Below are 16,976 nucleotides of genomic sequence, written 5' to 3'. Positions count from 1 at the left end.
TAGAACAATAATACAAGGAGGCGTGGCTTGTGACTAAAGTAAACATTGTTATTATCGACGACCATCAGTTATTTCGTGAAGGTGTTAAACGGATATTGGATTTTGAACCTACCTTTGAAGTGGTAGCCGAAGGTGACGACGGAGACGAAGCGGCTCGTATTGTTGAGCACTATCATCCTGATGTTGTGATCATGGATATCAATATGCCAAACGTAAATGGTGTGGAAGCTACAAAACAGCTTGTAGAGCTGTATCCTGAATCTAAAGTAATTATTCTATCAATTCACGATGACGAAAATTATGTAACACATGCCCTGAAAACAGGCGCAAGAGGTTATCTGCTGAAAGAGATGGATGCTGATACATTAATCGAAGCGGTTAAAGTAGTTGCCGAGGGCGGTTCCTACCTTCATCCGAAGGTTACTCACAATCTCGTTAACGAATTCCGCCGCCTTGCAACAAGCGGAGTTTCTGCACACCCTCAGCATGAGGTCTATCCTGAAATCCGCAGACCATTACATATTTTAACTCGGCGGGAATGTGAAGTGCTGCAGATGCTTGCAGACGGAAAAAGCAACCGCGGTATTGGTGAATCATTGTTTATCAGTGAGAAAACCGTGAAAAACCATGTGAGCAATATTTTGCAAAAAATGAATGTAAACGACCGGACGCAAGCCGTTGTGGTCGCCATTAAAAATGGCTGGGTAGAAATGAGATAGTATAATAAGAGACTTGCCTTTTACTGGGCAGGTCTTTTTTTAGGCTGCCGTTTCCCTTACAATAGAGTTATAAAGCAATAAGGCAGGTATCGAAGCTATGAATATTGCAGTCGTAACAGACAGCACGGCGTATATTCCGAAAGAAATGCGTGAACAACATCAAATACATATGATCCCTCTCCAGGTTGTTTTTGGGGAAGAAACTTATCGTGAAGAAATTGAGCTGGACTGGAAAAGCTTTTACGATGAAGTAAAAAAACATACCGAGCTTCCGACGACTTCTCAGCCGTCAATCGGCGAGCTGGTTGCTTTGTATGAAGAGCTTGGCAAGTCTTATGATGCGGTCATCAGTATCCATCTTTCCAGCGGGATCAGCGGAACGTTCAGCAGTGCAGCAACAGCTGACACAATGGTCGACAATATTGAAGTGTATCCATTTGACTCAGAGATCAGCTGTTTGGCTCAAGGCTTTTATGCTCTTAAAGCTGCTGAATTAATCAGAAATGGAGCAGCATCGCCGGAAGATATCATAAAAGAACTGGAAGAAATGAAAAAAACAGTTCGGGCGTATTTTATGGTAGATGATTTAGCCCATCTTCAGCGGGGCGGACGATTAAGCAGCGCCCAAGCCTTTATTGGGAGTCTTCTAAAGGTAAAGCCTATTCTTCATTTTGACAATAAGGTAATTGTGCCTTTTGAGAAGATTCGAACACGAAAAAAGGCTATTTCGCGAATTTATGAGCTTTTAGACGAAGATGCGAGTAAAGGATTGCCTATGCGTGCTGCTGTTATCCACGCTAATCGAGAAGAAGAAGCAGCGAAAATCATTGAAGAGCTTTCTGCAAAATATCCTCACGTTGAATTTTATAACAGTTATTTTGGCGCGGTAATCGGCACTCATTTGGGTGAGGGCGCGCTAGGAATATGCTGGTGTTTTAAATAACGTAAAATCTCCGTTTTAGCAGCGGAGATTTTTTTATATTCTTATTTTGATTGCTGGACAGAAAATATTCACTAAGGCATACTGTCTCGAAAGGAGGCGGTGCTATGCTGATTGTGCCAGCTGAAAAGAACATTTCTTTTTCAAAAGAATTGCAGCAGACGCTTCAAAGCCGTCATTTGCTCAGAACCGAACTCCCATTTTCCGATGAGTTGATTGAATGGCATACCGAGAATGGATATATCGCAGCACAAAACTCTATATCTATAAATAAACGGGGGTATCAGTGTAATAGGTGCGGCCAAAATGATCAGCGGTATTTTTCTTTTTACCCCTCATCTGGAAAGAATCGGCTGTATTGTCGTTCCTGTGTCATGATGGGCAGAGTGAGTGAGGATGTTCTTTTATATTCGTGGATAGGAGAGGATGAACAAAACTGGCAACAAATAAAGCTGACATGGGATGGCAAGCTCTCAAGCGGACAGCAAAAAGCCGCCAATGTCTTAATTGATGCAATATCAAAAAAAGAAGAGCTCCTCATTTGGGCAGTTTGCGGCGCTGGGAAAACAGAGATGTTATTCCCCGGTATAGAATCCGCGTTAAATCAAGGGTTGCGTGTGTGTATTGCGACACCCCGCACCGATGTGGTATTAGAGCTTGCTCCTAGAATTAAGGCTGCCTTTCAGTGTGCTGACATTTCAGCACTTTACGGAGGAAGTGATGACAAAGGGTGTTTATCTCCGCTTATGATTTCCACCACACATCAGCTTTTGCGATATAAAGGCGCATTCGACGTTATAATCATTGATGAAGTTGATGCTTTTCCGTATTCTGCTGATCAAACTCTTCAATTCGCTGTTCAAAAAGCTAGAAAGAAAAGCAGCACCCTTGTTTATGTAAGTGCAACACCTTCTCAAGAATTAAAAAGAAAAACACTGAACGGACAGTTATATTCAGTTCGTATTCCAGCCAGACACCATCAGAAACCTTTGCCTGAACCGCGCTTTCTATGGTGTGGAAACTGGAAAAAGAAATTATACCGAAATAAAATTCCGCTAGCGGTAAAAAGATGGATAGAGTTTCATGTGAAAGAAGGGAGGCCTGTTTTTTTGTTTGTTCCCTCCGTTTCTGTTCTGGAAAAGGCAGTTGCATGCTTTAAAGATGTTATTTGCCGAGCAGCGGCAGTGCATGCGGAAGATAAACACAGAAAAGAGAAAGTACAGCAATTCAGAGACGGTCAGCTTGATCTCTTAATCACAACAACAATATTAGAAAGAGGCGTCACGATTCCCAAGGTGCAAACGGGTGTATTAGGGGCGGAATCGCCTATCTTTACGGAAAGCGCACTTGTTCAAATCGCAGGAAGAACCGGGCGGCATAAAGAGCATGCAGACGGTGATGTCATTTTCTTTCACTACGGAAAAACAAAGAGTATGCTGGATGCAAGAAAGCATATAAAAGAAATGAATGCCTTGGCAGCAAAAAAAGAATGAACAGACTAGCCATTATTTGAAAACGTGGTACAGTATACTCATATAACCGACGATGAGGAGCTGTAAAAATGCTTGTCAATTCAAAAGAAATCGTAATGAAAGAACTGCTCGACCGATATATGGATCAGCTTCATATGACCTGCACTTGCCAAGTATGCAAAAACGATGTATTGGCACTTTCTTTAAACAAAGTAAGACCATCTTACGTCACTGATCTTAAAAAGATCGCATATACAAAAGCTGAGCTGGTAGATAAACAAAAAAACACGGCTATGCTTGTCATTTTGGCTGAATCTGCTGCTGTGGTATCGGAGAGTCCAAGCGATTTATGCCAAATGAAGCAGGAGGAGGCATTTATAAACTGATCTGTCTATTATGCGATTCGCCATTTTCTCAAGCTATTACATGGAGAGCTCTTTTTTTATTAAAGCCTGAAGAAAAGGTCTGCCATACCTGCAGAAGCAAATTAAAGAAAATCACAGGACATATCTGCACCCTGTGCGGCAGACCTCAATCCGTTCATGCGGTATGCAAAGATTGCGAAGCATGGAAATCAAGAGTCAGTGACAGCTTGCTGCTGCGCCAAAACCGTTCAGTTTACACATATAATGATGTGATGAAAGAAACGCTCTCCCGTTTTAAATTTAGAGGAGATGCAGAAATCATAAATGCTTTTAAAAGTGATTTTTCTTCAACCTTTTCACAGGTTTACCCCGATAAGCATTTTGTTCTTGTTCCTATTCCGCTTAGCAAGGAACGGGAAGAAGAGCGCGGATTTAACCAGGCACGGCTCCTGGCAGAATGTTTAGACCGGCCTATCCACCACCCCCTCATCCGCTTGAATAATGAGAAACAGTCTAAGAAAAAGAAAACAGAACGTCTGCTTTCAGCGCGTATTTTTGATACAAAAAACAACTCAGCTGAAGGTATGAATATCATTTTAATAGACGATCTTTATACAACAGGCGCCACTTTGCATTTTGCAGCCCGCTGTTTATTAGAGAAAGGAAGAGCCGCTTCAGTGGCATCTTTTACCTTAATCAGAAGCTAAATGATTCTGTTTTTATGCCGATATAATCACTAGAAATTAACACAGGCATATTATCGAATAAGGAGAAAAAAGATGGGAGAACTGGCGAATTGTCCGAAATGCAATGCTTTATTTTTAAAAACAAAGCTGCAAACCGTATGTCAGGCGTGTATTAAGGAAGAAGAAAAATCATTTGAGATTGTATATAAGTTTTTAAGGAAACAGGAAAACCGGCAATCGACTTTGAGCCGGATAACCGAGGAAACAGGTGTAGAAGAAGAGCTGATATTGAAATTCATCAGGCAGAAACGCATTCAAATCACTCATCTCCCTAATTTGGCATACCCTTGTGAAAGGTGTGGGACATCGATTCGGGAAGGCAAGTTCTGCAAGGCTTGTCAGTCCGATTTAAAGACTCAAATGGATCATTTGGACCACGAGGAAGCGCTGAAAACAGAGAGAGAAAATAGTAAAAAAGACACATACTATGCCTATAATACCAAAAACAACTGATTCCCTAAACTAACTGAAACCGCAGTCGATAAAAGGGTTAAGATTGTTTAAAGACTGCAACGGAAAGCGAGAGGAATCCTATGAAAATCAATCAATTTGGAACACAATCCGTTAATCCATACCAAAAAAATTATGAAAAGCAAGCGGTGCAAAAAACTGCTGCACAGCCTAAAGATAAAATTGAAATTTCATCACAGGCTAAGGAACTGCAAAATGCATCCGACGCAGTCACTGGTTCACGCCAGGAAAAAATTGAGCAGCTTAAAGCGCAAATTGAAAACGGGTCATACAAAGTAGACGCAAATCATATAGCAAAAAATATGATTAATTTTTATAAAAAGCAATAAAAAAGGAGAAAGCCCATGTCAGCAAAGCCAATTATTGAACAATTGAAGCGACTTTGCGTTCTGCATGAGCATCTGCTCACGCTGTCTGAGGAAAAGACGGAAGCGCTCAAAGCCGGCAAAACAAAAGAGCTTTCTAACATTTTGACAAAAGAACAAAAGTATATTCAAGCTATCGGGCAGACAGAAGATGACCGGATCAAAGCGACTTCCGCCTTTCTCGGATACAGCGAAAATAACACCATTTCCGCATGTATTGCCAAAACTTCAGGCAGTGAACAGGAAGAGCTGGAACAACTATATGAAGCTCTTTCTAACGTTCTCGGACATCTGAAAGAAGTGAATGAGATGAATAGGCAGCTGACGAGAGACGCGCTGCAATTCATCTCTATTTCGTACGATATGCTGGTTCCTAAGGAAAATCATTTCAATTACAGCAAATCAATTAAAGCTGAGCTTCCAAAGAGCAGCCGAATGAAACTTTTTGATTCAAAAGCTTAGCAGAAAGGAATTCAGAATATGACATCTACCTTTATGGGGCTTGAAACTGCAAGGCGGGCGTTAAGCGCTCAGCAAGCAGCGTTAAGCACTACTGCAAATAACGTGGCAAATGCCAATACTGATGGTTATACAAGACAGCGAGTCTCATTAGAGGCAACTGACTATTTCCCTGCTGTATCAAAAAATGCAGAAAAAACTGCGGGACAAATGGGAACGGGTGTTCAAGGGAAGTCAGTTGAGAGAATAAGAGATATCTTTCTTGACTACCAATACCGCCTTCAAAACAATAGTGCCGGATACTATGACACGAAAGCCAAAGCTCTGTCCCAAATGGAAGGCATTTTAAATGAGACGGATGACAGCGGCTTGAACAGTGTGCTCAATTCGTTTTGGAATTCCTTGCAGGAATTATCGAATAATACAAATGAAGACAGTGCGCGTTCTGTTGTTGCCCGAAAAGGACAAGCTGTAGCTGAAACGTTTAATTATATTTCGGAATCACTTACAAATGTTCAATCGAACCTAAAAGCAGAACTAAATACAACTGTGTTGGATGTTAATTCTCTACTTTCTCAATTAAACAGTTTAAATAAGCAAATTGCACAAGTAGAACCGGTTGGGCTTCTTCCGAATGGCTTATATGACCAGCGAGATTTGCTGATAGATAAATTATCCTCAATGGTTGATATCAAAGTCAGCTACAACAAATCAGGAGGGAATGCACTTTCTTCTGCTGAAGGAACTGTATCAATTGAAATCCTTGATAAAAATAAACAGTCGCTGGGAACTGTTTTGGACGGTAAAAATTACGCGGTTTCAGAACTTGCAGCCAACTATGATAATGAAACTGGGTTAGTATCAAGTATTTCAATCGGAGATACAGCTGTACAGGTGGAGTCATTCAGCAGTAAGGGATCCCTTTTAGGATTTGTAGAGTCTTACGGGTATATAACAGCAGACGGTGAAGAAAAGGGCATATACCCGGAAATGCTTTCTGATCTTGACAATATGGCACTTGAATTCGCGAAAGCTTTCAATGAAGTGCACAGAAATGGTTTGACCAAGAGCGGTGACCAAGGCGGGGACTTTTTTGATTTTACTGGCGGTGACACTGAGCCTGCAAAGGGAGCGGCGGGCAAGATTAAAGTTGCTGACAGCATAATAGATTCAAAAGGCGCAAACATTGCTTTCTCACTGACTGGTGCAGCCAACGATAATGCAAATGCTACAAAATTAGCGAATGTTTTAACCGGTAAAATAACCATTAATGGCAAAGAAACTAGTGTGTTAGATTATTATGCGGGTTTGATTGGCGAGCTGGGGATCAAAGCTCAAGAGGCGAATCGCCTGGCGTCTAATACAGAAACACAGCTCAATGATGCGGACATCAACCGTCAGCAAATGAGCGCAGTCTCTTTAGACGAAGAAATGACCAATATGATTCAATTCCAACACGCATACAATGCTGCTGCGAGAATGGTGACGTTACAAGACGAAATACTCGACAAAGTGATCAATGGCATGGGTGTCGGAGGAAGGTAGGTAGATCAAATGAGAGTAACACAAGGGATGATTCAGCAAAACTCATTGAGATATATCGGTTCAAGCTACTCGAAGCTGGATAAACTTCAATCACAGATTTCGTCAGGAAAAAAAATCTCAAAAGCTTCCGACGATCCTGTAGTAGCAATGAAAAGCTTAAAGTATAATAATCAATTGTCACAAGTGCAGCAATATCAAAGCAATGCTTCTCAGGCATTTACCTGGCTCGAAAACACAGAAACAAACATTACTGAAGGAATTGACATCCTATCAAAGGTCAGAGAATTAGCTGTTCAAGCTCAAAGTGATACAAATGGCGAAGCGGAGCGGCAAGCAATTGGCGTAGAAGTGAAGCAGTTAAAGGAACAGCTTTTAAATATTGCAAATACACAAGTGAACGGAAGATATATCTTTAACGGCACAAATTCAGACAAGCCTCCGGTTACAGATAACGGAGACGGAACTTATACAATTTCTGATACTGCTGATGTTGTTGTCAATATATCAAATAATATGACATTGAAAGTGAATTCAGATCCAAAGTCAGCTTTTGGGGGCACCTCTGAAAGCGGACAGAATGTATTTGAAATGCTTGACTCATTTGAGAAAGCACTGAGTTCGGGTTCAATAGATGGCATGGATAGTGTGTTAGATGATATTGATCAATTTTCTGGCGGCATGAGCGCTGAACGCTCTGATCTTGGAGCAAGATATAATCGTCTTGAACTGGTTAATACAAGACTTTCAGCTCAAGAAGAAACAGCTACAAAAGTGTTGTCAGACAATGAAGATGTAGAACTGGAAGAAATAATAACTGAATTTATTGCGCAGCAAAGCGTGCACAGGGCTACTCTGGCTGTAAATGCGCAAATTGTTCAGCCTACATTGATTGACTTTTTAAAGTAAGCGGCTCTCAGGAGTTCGCTTTTTTTATAGTTCAGGAGGTAGAGTGATGCAAATTCCCAGATTGATTATGCATAGTGTTCAAGGGAAAATTGGTTTAACAACGACGCCCGCCAGCTTAAAAATGGAGCAGCCGCAAGCCGATCTAGAGATCGAACAGCCAAGCGCGGAAATGGAAATTTCGGTGACACCTGGAAAGCTCACGATTGACCAGACGCAAGCATGGGAAGAATTAGACAGAAAGCATGTATTCAAAAGAATCGAAGAAGCTGCCCAACAAGGGCATGAAGATGTAATGGAAGGAATAGCCCGTACTGCAGAAGAAGGCGACGAGCTTATGAGAATTGAAAATAAGGGGAACCCAATCGCTTCACAAGCAAAGAGGAACTCTGAGATGCACCAAATTCAATTAGGCGAAAATTATGCCCCTTCTCTTTCAAGGGTGAAAATACAATATATCCCGTCAGAGCTTGATATTCAGATTACGCCGCAAAAGCCTGTTATTCAGGCTGAACCGCATAAACCAATTGTTGAATATACGCCTGGAAACGTTAAGGTTGACATGCTTCAATACCCTGATTTAAATATAGATGTAGAATACCCGAAAGAATCACTAGAAAAGTAAATAGAAAAGGATCGTGAACAATGATCATTCATACTAAATACCATGGCCAAATGAACGTAAAAGAAGAACAAATCATTCTTTTTGAAAACGGGATTCCAGGCTTTTTAGAAGAAAAACAGTTCGTCATTCTTCCGCTTTCAGAAGACTCTCCATTCGTGGCGCTGCAGTCCGTCACTTCAGAAAATCTTGCGTTCATCGTTGTAAGTCCGTTCATCTTTTTTAAGAATTATGAATTTGACCTTGATGAATCAACTGCTGAACTTTTGGATATCGATAATATTGAAGACGTAGAAGTCATGACGATATTGACCATGGCAGAGCCGTTCGAAAAATCTACTGCCAATTTATTGGCTCCCATTATTGTGAATCGCAAAAACATGATGGCTAAGCAAGTCGTTTTACACGACTCCTCATATACGACAAAGCATCCGATTGGAGGAGAATTATGCTAGTTTTATCGCGGAAAATAAACGAAGCGATTCAAATAGGTGCTGATATTGAAGTGAAAGTCATTGCGGTTGAGGGTGATCAAGTGAAACTTGGAATTGACGCCCCAAAGCATATTGATATTCACAGGAAAGAAATTTACTTGACCATTCAGGAAGAAAATAACCGTGCGGCAGCGTTATCCAGCGATGTAATCTCCGCATTATCCTCACAAAAAAAGTGAGGATTTTTTTATTTTGGTATTAACAAAATCAGAGACAATCCGATATTAATGATGTAGCCGGGAGGAGGCGCAAAAGACTCCTCCAGTTATAAAAAATGAGGCACAAGGACGTGCCTAAAAACATATTCAGGGAGGAACAACACAATGAGAATTAACCACAATATCGCAGCACTTAACACATTGAATCGTTTGGGTTCAAACAACGGAGCAGCACAAAAGAATATGGAGAAGCTTTCTTCAGGTCTTCGTATCAACCGTGCGGGAGATGACGCAGCAGGTCTAGCGATCTCTGAAAAAATGAGAGGACAAATCAGAGGTCTTGAAATGGCTTCTAAAAACTCTCAAGATGGAATCTCTCTTATCCAAACAGCTGAGGGTGCATTAACTGAAACTCATGCAATTCTTCAACGTATGCGTGAACTTACTGTTCAAGCAGGAAACACAGGTACACAACAAGCTGAAGATCTTGGTGCAATTAAAGATGAAATGGATGCGCTTATCGAGGAAATTGATGGCATTTCAAACCGTACTGAATTTAACGGTAAAAAGTTGCTAGACGGAACTAATTCTACTGATGGTTTCACATTCCAAATTGGTGCGAATGCTGGCCAACAACTAAATGTAAAAATTGACAGCATGTCATCAACTGCTTTAGGAGTAAACGCACTTGATGTAACAGATTTCGCTGCTACTGCTTTTGATGATCAACTTAAAAGTATTGATACTGCCATCAATACTGTATCAACTCAACGTGCTAAATTAGGTGCGGTACAAAACCGTCTAGAGCATACAATCAACAACTTAGGCGCTTCTGGTGAAAACCTGACAGCTGCTGAGTCTCGTATCCGTGACGTTGACATGGCTAAAGAAATGAGCGAGTTCACTAAGAACAACATTCTTTCTCAAGCTTCTCAAGCTATGCTTGCTCAAGCTAACCAACAGCCTCAAAACGTACTTCAATTGTTACGTTAATTTTGATAAAGACCTTGGCGTTTGCCGGGGTCTTTTTTTATATTCCTAACTCCAAATCTTTCCCCTTGTTGTCTATAACCCGTGATATAATAATCGGATTCTCCACTAACTTATAAATGTATTTCCAAACAAGAAATCTAAAACGGATGAGTTTTTTTCCAAAAATATGTGTAATCTTATCTCGACTTAGTCGATATAAACGATAGATTGGGACATAGGGGATGATCAATTGAATATTGAAAGGCTCACTACGTTACAACCTGTTTGGGATCGTTATGATACTCAAATACATAATCAGAAAGATCATGAGGGTGAGGTTCCTGTTCATCAAGTTTCATATACCAATCTTGCTGAAATGGTAGGGGAAATGAACAAGCTTTTGGAACCTTCGCAAGTTCACCTGAAGTTTGAGCTCCATGAGAAGTTAAATGAATACTATGTCAAAGTAATAGAGGACTCTACAAATGAAGTCATCCGCGAAATTCCGCCGAAACGGTGGCTTGATTTTTATGCGGCTATGACTGAGTTTCTTGGGTTATTTGTAGATGAAAAAAAGTAGATTAGGAGTGGTTTGGAATGGTCACGAGAATAACAGGTCTGGCGTCAGGAATGGATATAGATGATATCGTATCAAAGCTGATGCAGACAGAAAGAGCGCCGCTTGATAAGCTGACACAAAAAAAGCAGACTCTTGAATGGCAGCGTGACAGCTATCGTGAAGTAAACTCAAAAATAAAAGAATTACAAGATTATATGTCTAAAAATACATTGACATATCCGAGTACGTATCAGAGCAAAACTGTGACCAGCTCCAATGAGTCTGTGTTAACTGCTACAGGAAGCGCAAGTGCGCCAAACTCTTCTTCTACTGTTGAAGTAGCGAGCTTGGCAACTGCAGCTACGTATAAGGCAAATAATTATACGGGATACACACAAGGTGATTATAATTTGGCATTTAACGTTGTGGCGCCTGGCGAGACAACGGCAAAAACAGTGAACATCAGTGTGACGAGCGCCGATACGATTGATAATGTGATTTCTAAAATTAACAGTTCAGATCTGGGAGTATCAGCATTTAAAGATAAAATTTGGAACGGCACAGAGTATGTAGAAACGATTGCGTTTTCTTCTAAAGCAACAGGTGCAGGAGGCAGCATACAGGCAGCAGACTCTGCTACAGCCGACTTTATGTCCGGTCAGCTTGGTTTTTCTTTAGACGCTGATAATAAGCTCACTGCTTACAAAGAAGGAACAAATGCAAAAGTCACAATTAATGGCTTTGAAATGGAGAAGCTGACAAACAATTTTACGGTTAATGGCGTTACCTACTCGATCAAAAATACAACTGCAGCGACAGGCCCTGTTACAACATCTGTTTCTACTGATGTTGACGGGATTTATAACCAAATTAAAGAGTTTGTAGATAAATACAATGAATTGGTTGACAGCCTGAATGAAAAGCTTAAGGAAGAAAAATACAGAGACTATACGCCGCTGACGAGTGAACAAAAAGAAGCAATGACCGATAAAGAGGTAGAACTCTGGGAAGAGAAGGCAAAAAGCGGATTGCTGAGAAATGATACCAGTATAAGCACCGGTATGAACCAAATGCGGACTGACTTTTATTCTCAAGTAAATGCGAATGGGAAAACCTATCAATTAACTGAATTTGGCATCACGACATCAAGTGCTTACCAATTACGGGGACATTTAGAGATTAATGAAGATAAACTGAAGGCAAAAATACAAGAAGATCCGCAAAGTGTTGCTGCCTTATTTACAAGCGGAACGAGCAGCAGCGCCTATAGTGATAAAGGAATTATGAAACGCATCGGCGACACACTGAAAAGTACTGTGAAAAGCATTGAAGCAAAAGCTGGTAACTCGACAATGGGAACCAGTGACTACTCAATCGGTAAAAATTTAAACACGATCAGTACTGATATCACCAAAATGCAGGACCGATTGACCACGATAGAAAACCGTTATTATAAAAAATTCAGTGCAATGGATTCTGCGATTCAAAAAATGAACGAACAAGCGTCCTATTTATCACAGCTTCTTGTACAATAAATGTAATTTGGAGGATGACACATGGCGATCCAAAATCCTTATACAGCCTATCAGCAAAATTCAGTGAATACTGCTACACCCGGTGAACTGACACTTATGCTGTATAATGGCTGTTTGAAATTTATAAGACTTGCATCTCAGGCCATTGAGAATGATGATATGGAACGTAAAAATGAAAATCTGATTAAAGCGCAAAATATCATTCAGGAATTAAATTTTACACTTAACCGCAACATAGAGCTTTCCGCTTCCATGGGTGCGATGTACGATTATATGTATCGAAGATTGGTACAGGCAAATATCAAAAATGATACGAGCATGCTGGCTGAGGTTGAAGGATATGTAACAGATTTTCGTGATGCATGGAAACAAGCCATTCAAAGTGAACGGAAGGACCGGCACGGATCAGGCGGGATCGCATGAATAACATAGATCAACTATACACTGAGACGCAGAGTATGCTGTCGCACATACAAGATACATCGGAAAGCGATGAACTTTTAAAGCAAATTGAAGACTATGTGGCTAAACGGTCTGAACTTATTCAGGAGATATCTCTGCCGCTTTCAGAAGAAGAAAAAAAGCAGGTGAAGCTTGTCCTGACATGGGATCAGCTTATTGTGAAGGAACTGAAAAGATTAAAGCAGTCAATCGCAACAGAACTTCAGCAGGTAAAAAGAAAACGTGCGATGCACACGACGTATTTAAATCCTTATAACAACATTACGATTGACGGCAGATATTATGACAAGCGTAAATAGGTGAGTGCCTTGAAGAGCATTGAAGATTATACGCTTTTATCAGCTTATTATCATCTTCTTTTTACCATTGAGGAAGGGCTGTGTTATTTGATAGAAGCTGAACAGAATTTATCAAAAACAGAAGGGGATCGGATCTACCAAGATCTGATCCAAGCCTTTTTTTATTTGGATTCAACACATTCAACACTCCTCTTTGTTATGAACACGCGATGTGCTGAAATATGTATTAAAGCATTTGACGAAATTTTTGCGGAGTTTGATCAATTGGTTTCTTTCTCTTTTCCCTCTCATGAGTTCTGCGAGTTTTTAAAAGAACATTTTCTGACTCATTATAGAAAATGGATGCTGTCCATTCATCAATGTATGGAGCCCTTTGTAATCAATTAGGCGAGGGTGAGGTATTTGTTTCTTACAATCAGCATATACATATACCTCCGAACCGCCAAATCATCAGCACATACAAACACTATTCGACAAAGTTCACTGAATTTTCACAAAAGGTTTACGTTTCAGCAGGAATTGTAAAGGGTAAAGAAGAAATAGATACATATCCTTAATAAAAGGGAGGCGTTCTTTGATGAACTATAACATCAGAGGAGAAAATATTGAAGTGACAGCCGCGTTAAAGGATCATGTCGAGAAGAAGATCGGCAAACTGGAGCGTTATTTTGACCATAGCGTGAATGCCGATGTGAACGTCAACTTGAAGTTTTACAATGACAAGGAGTCTAAAGTTGAGGTTACGATTCCGATGACAGATCTGGCGCTTCGGTCCGAGGTGCATAACGAGGATATGTACAACGCAATTGATCTCGCAACAAACAAACTGGAACGTCAAATCCGTAAGCATAAAACAAAAGTAAACCGTAAATTCCGTGAGCAGGGCTCTCCAAAATACTTATTGGCAAACGGTCTTGGCTCTGATACTGATATTGCGGTTCAGGATGAAATAGAAGATGAGGAGAGCTTGGACATTGTCCGTCAGAAGCGCTTTAATTTAAAGCCGATGGACAGTGAAGAAGCGATCTTGCAAATGAATATGCTCGGCCATAATTTCTTTGTTTTCACAAATGCGGAAACAAACCTTACAAACGTCGTGTACCGCAGAAATGACGGGAAATATGGCCTGATTGAACCGACTGAATAATGAAGAGCAACCTTCCGTGATTTTCGCGGAAGGTTTTTGTTTTTTCTTATTTGCAAATTCTTTGGAAATAAGAGAAGGTATGATATGATAATGAGAGGTATACATGGACTAGTAAATTATTTATACATGCTTGTCAAACAGGCATGTGATGATAGAGGAGCGTTATAAATGCTTGGAATTTTAAATAAAATGTTTGATCCAACAAAACGTACGCTGAATAGATACGAAAGAATAGCTAACGATATTGATGCGGTTCGCGGAGACTATGAAAATCTCTCTGACGACGCGCTGAAACATAAAACGATTGAATTTAAAGAGCGCCTTGAAAAAGGGGCGACAACTGATGATCTGCTTGTTGAAGCTTTCGCTGTTGTTCGGGAAGCTTCGCGCCGCGTAACCGGCATGTTTCCGTTCAAAGTCCAGCTCATGGGGGGCGTAGCGCTCCATGACGGAAATATCGCTGAAATGAAAACAGGGGAAGGGAAAACGTTAACGTCTACTCTGCCTGTTTATTTAAATGCGTTAACAGGTAAAGGCGTACATATCGTGACTGTCAACGAATACTTGGCAAGCCGTGACGCTGAGCAGATGGGGAAAATTTTCGAGTTTCTCGGTATGACTGTCGGTTTGAATTTAAACTCAATGTCAAAAGATGAAAAACGGGAAGCTTATGCCGCTGACATTACTTACTCCACAAACAACGAGCTTGGTTTCGACTATTTGCGTGACAATATGGTTCTTTATAAAGAGCAGATGGTTCAGCGCCCGCTTCATTTTGCGGTAATAGATGAAGTTGACTCTATTTTAATTGATGAAGCGAGAACACCGCTTATCATTTCTGGACAAGCTGCGAAATCCACTAAGCTGTACGTGCAGGCAAATGCTTTTGTCCGTACGTTAAAAGCAGAGAAGGATTATACGTATGATATCAAAACAAAAGGTGTACAGCTGACTGAGGAAGGAATGACGAAGGCGGAAAAAGCGTTCGGCATCGATAACCTGTTTGATGTGAAACATGTCGCGCTCAACCACCATATCAACCAGTCCTTAAAAGCGCATGCTGCGATGCAGAAGGACGTTGACTACGTAGTGGAAGACGGACAGGTTGTTATTGTTGATTCCTTCACGGGACGTCTGATGAAAGGGCGCCGCTACAGCGAGGGGCTTCACCAAGCGATTGAAGCGAAGGAAGGGCTTGAAATTCAAAACGAAAGCATGACCTTGGCGACCATTACATTCCAGAACTACTTCCGGATGTACGAAAAACTTGCCGGTATGACTGGTACGGCTAAGACAGAGGAAGAAGAATTCCGCAACATCTACAACATGCAGGTTGTCACGATCCCTACTAACAAGCCTGTTGTCCGTGATGACCGTCCGGATTTAATTTACCGTACGATGGAAGGTAAGTTTAAGGCGGTTGCGGAGGATGTCGCACAGCGTTACATGACCGGACAGCCTGTTCTTGTCGGTACGGTTGCGGTTGAAACATCTGAATTGATTTCTAAGCTGCTTAAAAACAAAGGGATCCCGCATCAAGTGCTAAACGCCAAAAACCATGAACGTGAAGCGCAGATCATTGAAGAGGCCGGCCAAAAAGGCGCAGTTACGATTGCGACAAACATGGCGGGGCGTGGAACGGACATTAAGCTTGGCGAAGGTGTAAAAGAGCTTGGCGGTCTTGCAGTTGTCGGAACGGAACGCCATGAATCACGCCGGATTGACAATCAGCTCCGAGGACGTTCCGGACGTCAGGGAGACCCGGGGATCACCCAATTTTATCTTTCTATGGAAGATGAATTGATGCGCAGATTCGGAGCTGAGCGAACAATGGCAATGCTTGACCGCTTCGGGATGGACGACTCTACTCCAATTCAAAGCAAAATGGTATCCCGCGCGGTTGAATCGTCTCAAAAACGCGTCGAAGGCAATAACTTCGATTCGCGTAAACAGCTTCTGCAATATGATGACGTTCTCCGCCAGCAGCGTGAGGTTATTTATAAGCAGCGCTTTGAAGTCATTGACTCTGAAAACTTGCGCGAAATCGTTGAAAATATGATCAAGTCTTCTCTCGAACGTGCAATTGCAGCCTATACGCCAAGAGAAGAGCTTCCTGAGGAGTGGAAGCTTGATGGTCTTGTTGAGCTTGTCAACACGACTTATCTTGATGAAGGTGCGCTTGAGAAGAGCGATATCTTCGGTAAAGAGCCGGATGAAATGCATGAACTCATTATGGATCGCATCATGACGAAATATAATGAAAAAGAAGTGAAATTCGGCGAAGAGCAAATGCGCGAATTTGAAAAAGTCATCGTCCTTCGAGCCGTTGATTCAAAATGGATGGATCACATCGATGCAATGGATCAGCTTCGCCAAGGGATTCACCTTCGAGCTTACGCGCAGACGAATCCGCTTCGAGAGTATCAAATGGAAGGCTTTACGATGTTTGAGAATATGATTGAATCAATCGAAGACGAGGTTGCAAAATTTGTGATGAAAGCTGAGATTGAAAACAATCTGGAGCGTGAAGAGGTTGTACAGGGCCAGACAACGGCTCATCAGCAGCAAGAAGGCGACGATAACAAAAAAGCAAAGAAAGCACCGGTTCGCAAAGTGGTTGATATTGGCCGAAATGCCCCATGCCATTGCGGAAGCGGGAAAAAATATAAAAATTGCTGCGGCCGGACTGAATAGTTTGCTCGGGCAAGTTTACTGACCGCGGCGCCTATAGGCGCCCGCGGAT

At 41.4% G+C, this 16,976-nt stretch carries 21 protein-coding genes; all 21 read left to right on the top strand.

What is annotated here, in order from left to right; all coding sequences use genetic code 11:
• Positions 1-29 precede the first annotated feature (29 nt).
• Entirely contained in the window at positions 30-719 is a 690-nt protein-coding gene (gene degU, locus Q5C82_RS00805; protein ID WP_003219701.1) for a two-component system response regulator DegU, read from the top strand.
• A gap of 97 nt (positions 720-816) precedes the next feature.
• On the top strand, positions 817-1,662 hold the full coding sequence (locus Q5C82_RS00800; RefSeq protein ID WP_003219702.1) for a DegV family protein: 846 nt from the start codon (positions 817-819) through the stop codon (positions 1,660-1,662).
• Between the two features lie 107 nt (positions 1,663-1,769).
• Positions 1,770-3,152 (top strand): ATP-dependent helicase ComFA, encoded by a 1,383-nt coding sequence (comFA, locus tag Q5C82_RS00795; protein WP_079996654.1) that lies wholly within the window; start codon positions 1,770-1,772, stop codon positions 3,150-3,152.
• A gap of 68 nt (positions 3,153-3,220) precedes the next feature.
• On the top strand, positions 3,221-3,517 hold the full coding sequence (comFB, locus tag Q5C82_RS00790; protein ID WP_003219707.1) for a late competence protein ComFB: 297 nt from the start codon (positions 3,221-3,223) through the stop codon (positions 3,515-3,517).
• On the top strand, positions 3,481-4,203 hold the full coding sequence (locus Q5C82_RS00785; RefSeq protein ID WP_013308058.1) for a ComF family protein: 723 nt from the start codon (positions 3,481-3,483) through the stop codon (positions 4,201-4,203). The genes comFB and Q5C82_RS00785 overlap by 37 nt, the downstream gene beginning before the upstream one ends.
• Before the next feature lie 72 nt (positions 4,204-4,275).
• The gene (locus Q5C82_RS00780; RefSeq protein ID WP_003219710.1) at positions 4,276-4,695 is read left to right on the top strand and encodes a TIGR03826 family flagellar region protein; all 420 of its coding nucleotides are present in this window, start codon (positions 4,276-4,278) and stop codon (positions 4,693-4,695) included.
• A gap of 80 nt (positions 4,696-4,775) precedes the next feature.
• The gene (gene flgM / locus Q5C82_RS00775; protein ID WP_003219712.1) at positions 4,776-5,042 is read left to right on the top strand and encodes a flagellar biosynthesis anti-sigma factor FlgM; all 267 of its coding nucleotides are present in this window, start codon (positions 4,776-4,778) and stop codon (positions 5,040-5,042) included.
• 15 nt (positions 5,043-5,057) lie between these two features.
• On the top strand, positions 5,058-5,540 hold the full coding sequence (gene flgN / locus Q5C82_RS00770; protein ID WP_003219714.1) for a flagellar protein FlgN: 483 nt from the start codon (positions 5,058-5,060) through the stop codon (positions 5,538-5,540).
• A gap of 18 nt (positions 5,541-5,558) precedes the next feature.
• Complete coding sequence (gene flgK, locus Q5C82_RS00765) at positions 5,559-7,082, top strand: flagellar hook-associated protein FlgK (protein ID WP_003219716.1); 1,524 nt, start codon at positions 5,559-5,561, stop codon at positions 7,080-7,082.
• A gap of 9 nt (positions 7,083-7,091) precedes the next feature.
• Positions 7,092-7,988, top strand: coding sequence for a flagellar hook-associated protein FlgL (flgL, locus tag Q5C82_RS00760; protein WP_003219718.1), 897 nt, complete (start codon positions 7,092-7,094; stop codon positions 7,986-7,988).
• A gap of 46 nt (positions 7,989-8,034) precedes the next feature.
• Positions 8,035-8,610, top strand: coding sequence for a DUF6470 family protein (locus Q5C82_RS00755; RefSeq protein WP_003219720.1), 576 nt, complete (start codon positions 8,035-8,037; stop codon positions 8,608-8,610).
• A gap of 20 nt (positions 8,611-8,630) precedes the next feature.
• On the top strand, positions 8,631-9,062 hold the full coding sequence (gene fliW, locus Q5C82_RS00750) for a flagellar assembly protein FliW (RefSeq protein ID WP_003219723.1): 432 nt from the start codon (positions 8,631-8,633) through the stop codon (positions 9,060-9,062).
• Positions 9,056-9,280 (top strand): carbon storage regulator CsrA, encoded by a 225-nt coding sequence (gene csrA, locus Q5C82_RS00745; protein WP_003219727.1) that lies wholly within the window; start codon positions 9,056-9,058, stop codon positions 9,278-9,280. Before fliW ends, csrA begins: the two co-directional genes overlap by 7 nt.
• Positions 9,281-9,424: 144 nt before the next feature.
• Positions 9,425-10,252: a flagellin Hag gene (gene hag / locus Q5C82_RS00740; RefSeq protein WP_003219729.1), complete on the top strand. Its 828-nt coding sequence runs from the start codon at positions 9,425-9,427 to the stop codon at positions 10,250-10,252.
• Between the two features lie 229 nt (positions 10,253-10,481).
• A complete protein-coding gene (gene flaG, locus Q5C82_RS00735) occupies positions 10,482-10,811 on the top strand; it encodes a flagellar protein FlaG (protein WP_003219731.1) in 330 nt (109 codons plus the stop codon).
• A gap of 17 nt (positions 10,812-10,828) precedes the next feature.
• Positions 10,829-12,325, top strand: coding sequence for a flagellar hook-associated protein 2 (locus Q5C82_RS00730; RefSeq protein ID WP_003219732.1), 1,497 nt, complete (start codon positions 10,829-10,831; stop codon positions 12,323-12,325).
• A 21-nt stretch (positions 12,326-12,346) separates the two neighbouring features.
• On the top strand, positions 12,347-12,748 hold the full coding sequence (gene fliS / locus Q5C82_RS00725) for a flagellar export chaperone FliS (protein ID WP_003219733.1): 402 nt from the start codon (positions 12,347-12,349) through the stop codon (positions 12,746-12,748).
• Positions 12,745-13,086 carry a flagellar protein FliT gene (locus tag Q5C82_RS00720; protein ID WP_003219734.1) on the top strand — a complete coding sequence of 114 codons (342 nt, stop codon included), beginning with the start codon at positions 12,745-12,747 and terminating at the stop codon, positions 13,084-13,086. The genes fliS and Q5C82_RS00720 overlap by 4 nt, the downstream gene beginning before the upstream one ends.
• A gap of 9 nt (positions 13,087-13,095) precedes the next feature.
• Positions 13,096-13,473 (top strand): hypothetical protein, encoded by a 378-nt coding sequence (locus Q5C82_RS00715; RefSeq protein ID WP_003219735.1) that lies wholly within the window; start codon positions 13,096-13,098, stop codon positions 13,471-13,473.
• A gap of 190 nt (positions 13,474-13,663) precedes the next feature.
• Positions 13,664-14,233 carry a ribosome hibernation promotion factor gene (gene hpf / locus Q5C82_RS00710; protein WP_003219736.1) on the top strand — a complete coding sequence of 190 codons (570 nt, stop codon included), beginning with the start codon at positions 13,664-13,666 and terminating at the stop codon, positions 14,231-14,233.
• A 168-nt stretch (positions 14,234-14,401) separates the two neighbouring features.
• The gene (gene secA / locus Q5C82_RS00705) at positions 14,402-16,927 is read left to right on the top strand and encodes a preprotein translocase subunit SecA (protein ID WP_003219737.1); all 2,526 of its coding nucleotides are present in this window, start codon (positions 14,402-14,404) and stop codon (positions 16,925-16,927) included.
• Positions 16,928-16,976 lie beyond the last annotated feature (49 nt).

Source organism: uncultured Bacillus sp. (assembly GCF_958411575.1).
GTDB classification, from domain to species: domain Bacteria; phylum Bacillota; class Bacilli; order Bacillales; family Bacillaceae; genus Bacillus; species Bacillus spizizenii.
Note: the sequence above shows the minus strand (reverse complement) of the source record. Positions and strands in the feature narration are given on the sequence as shown.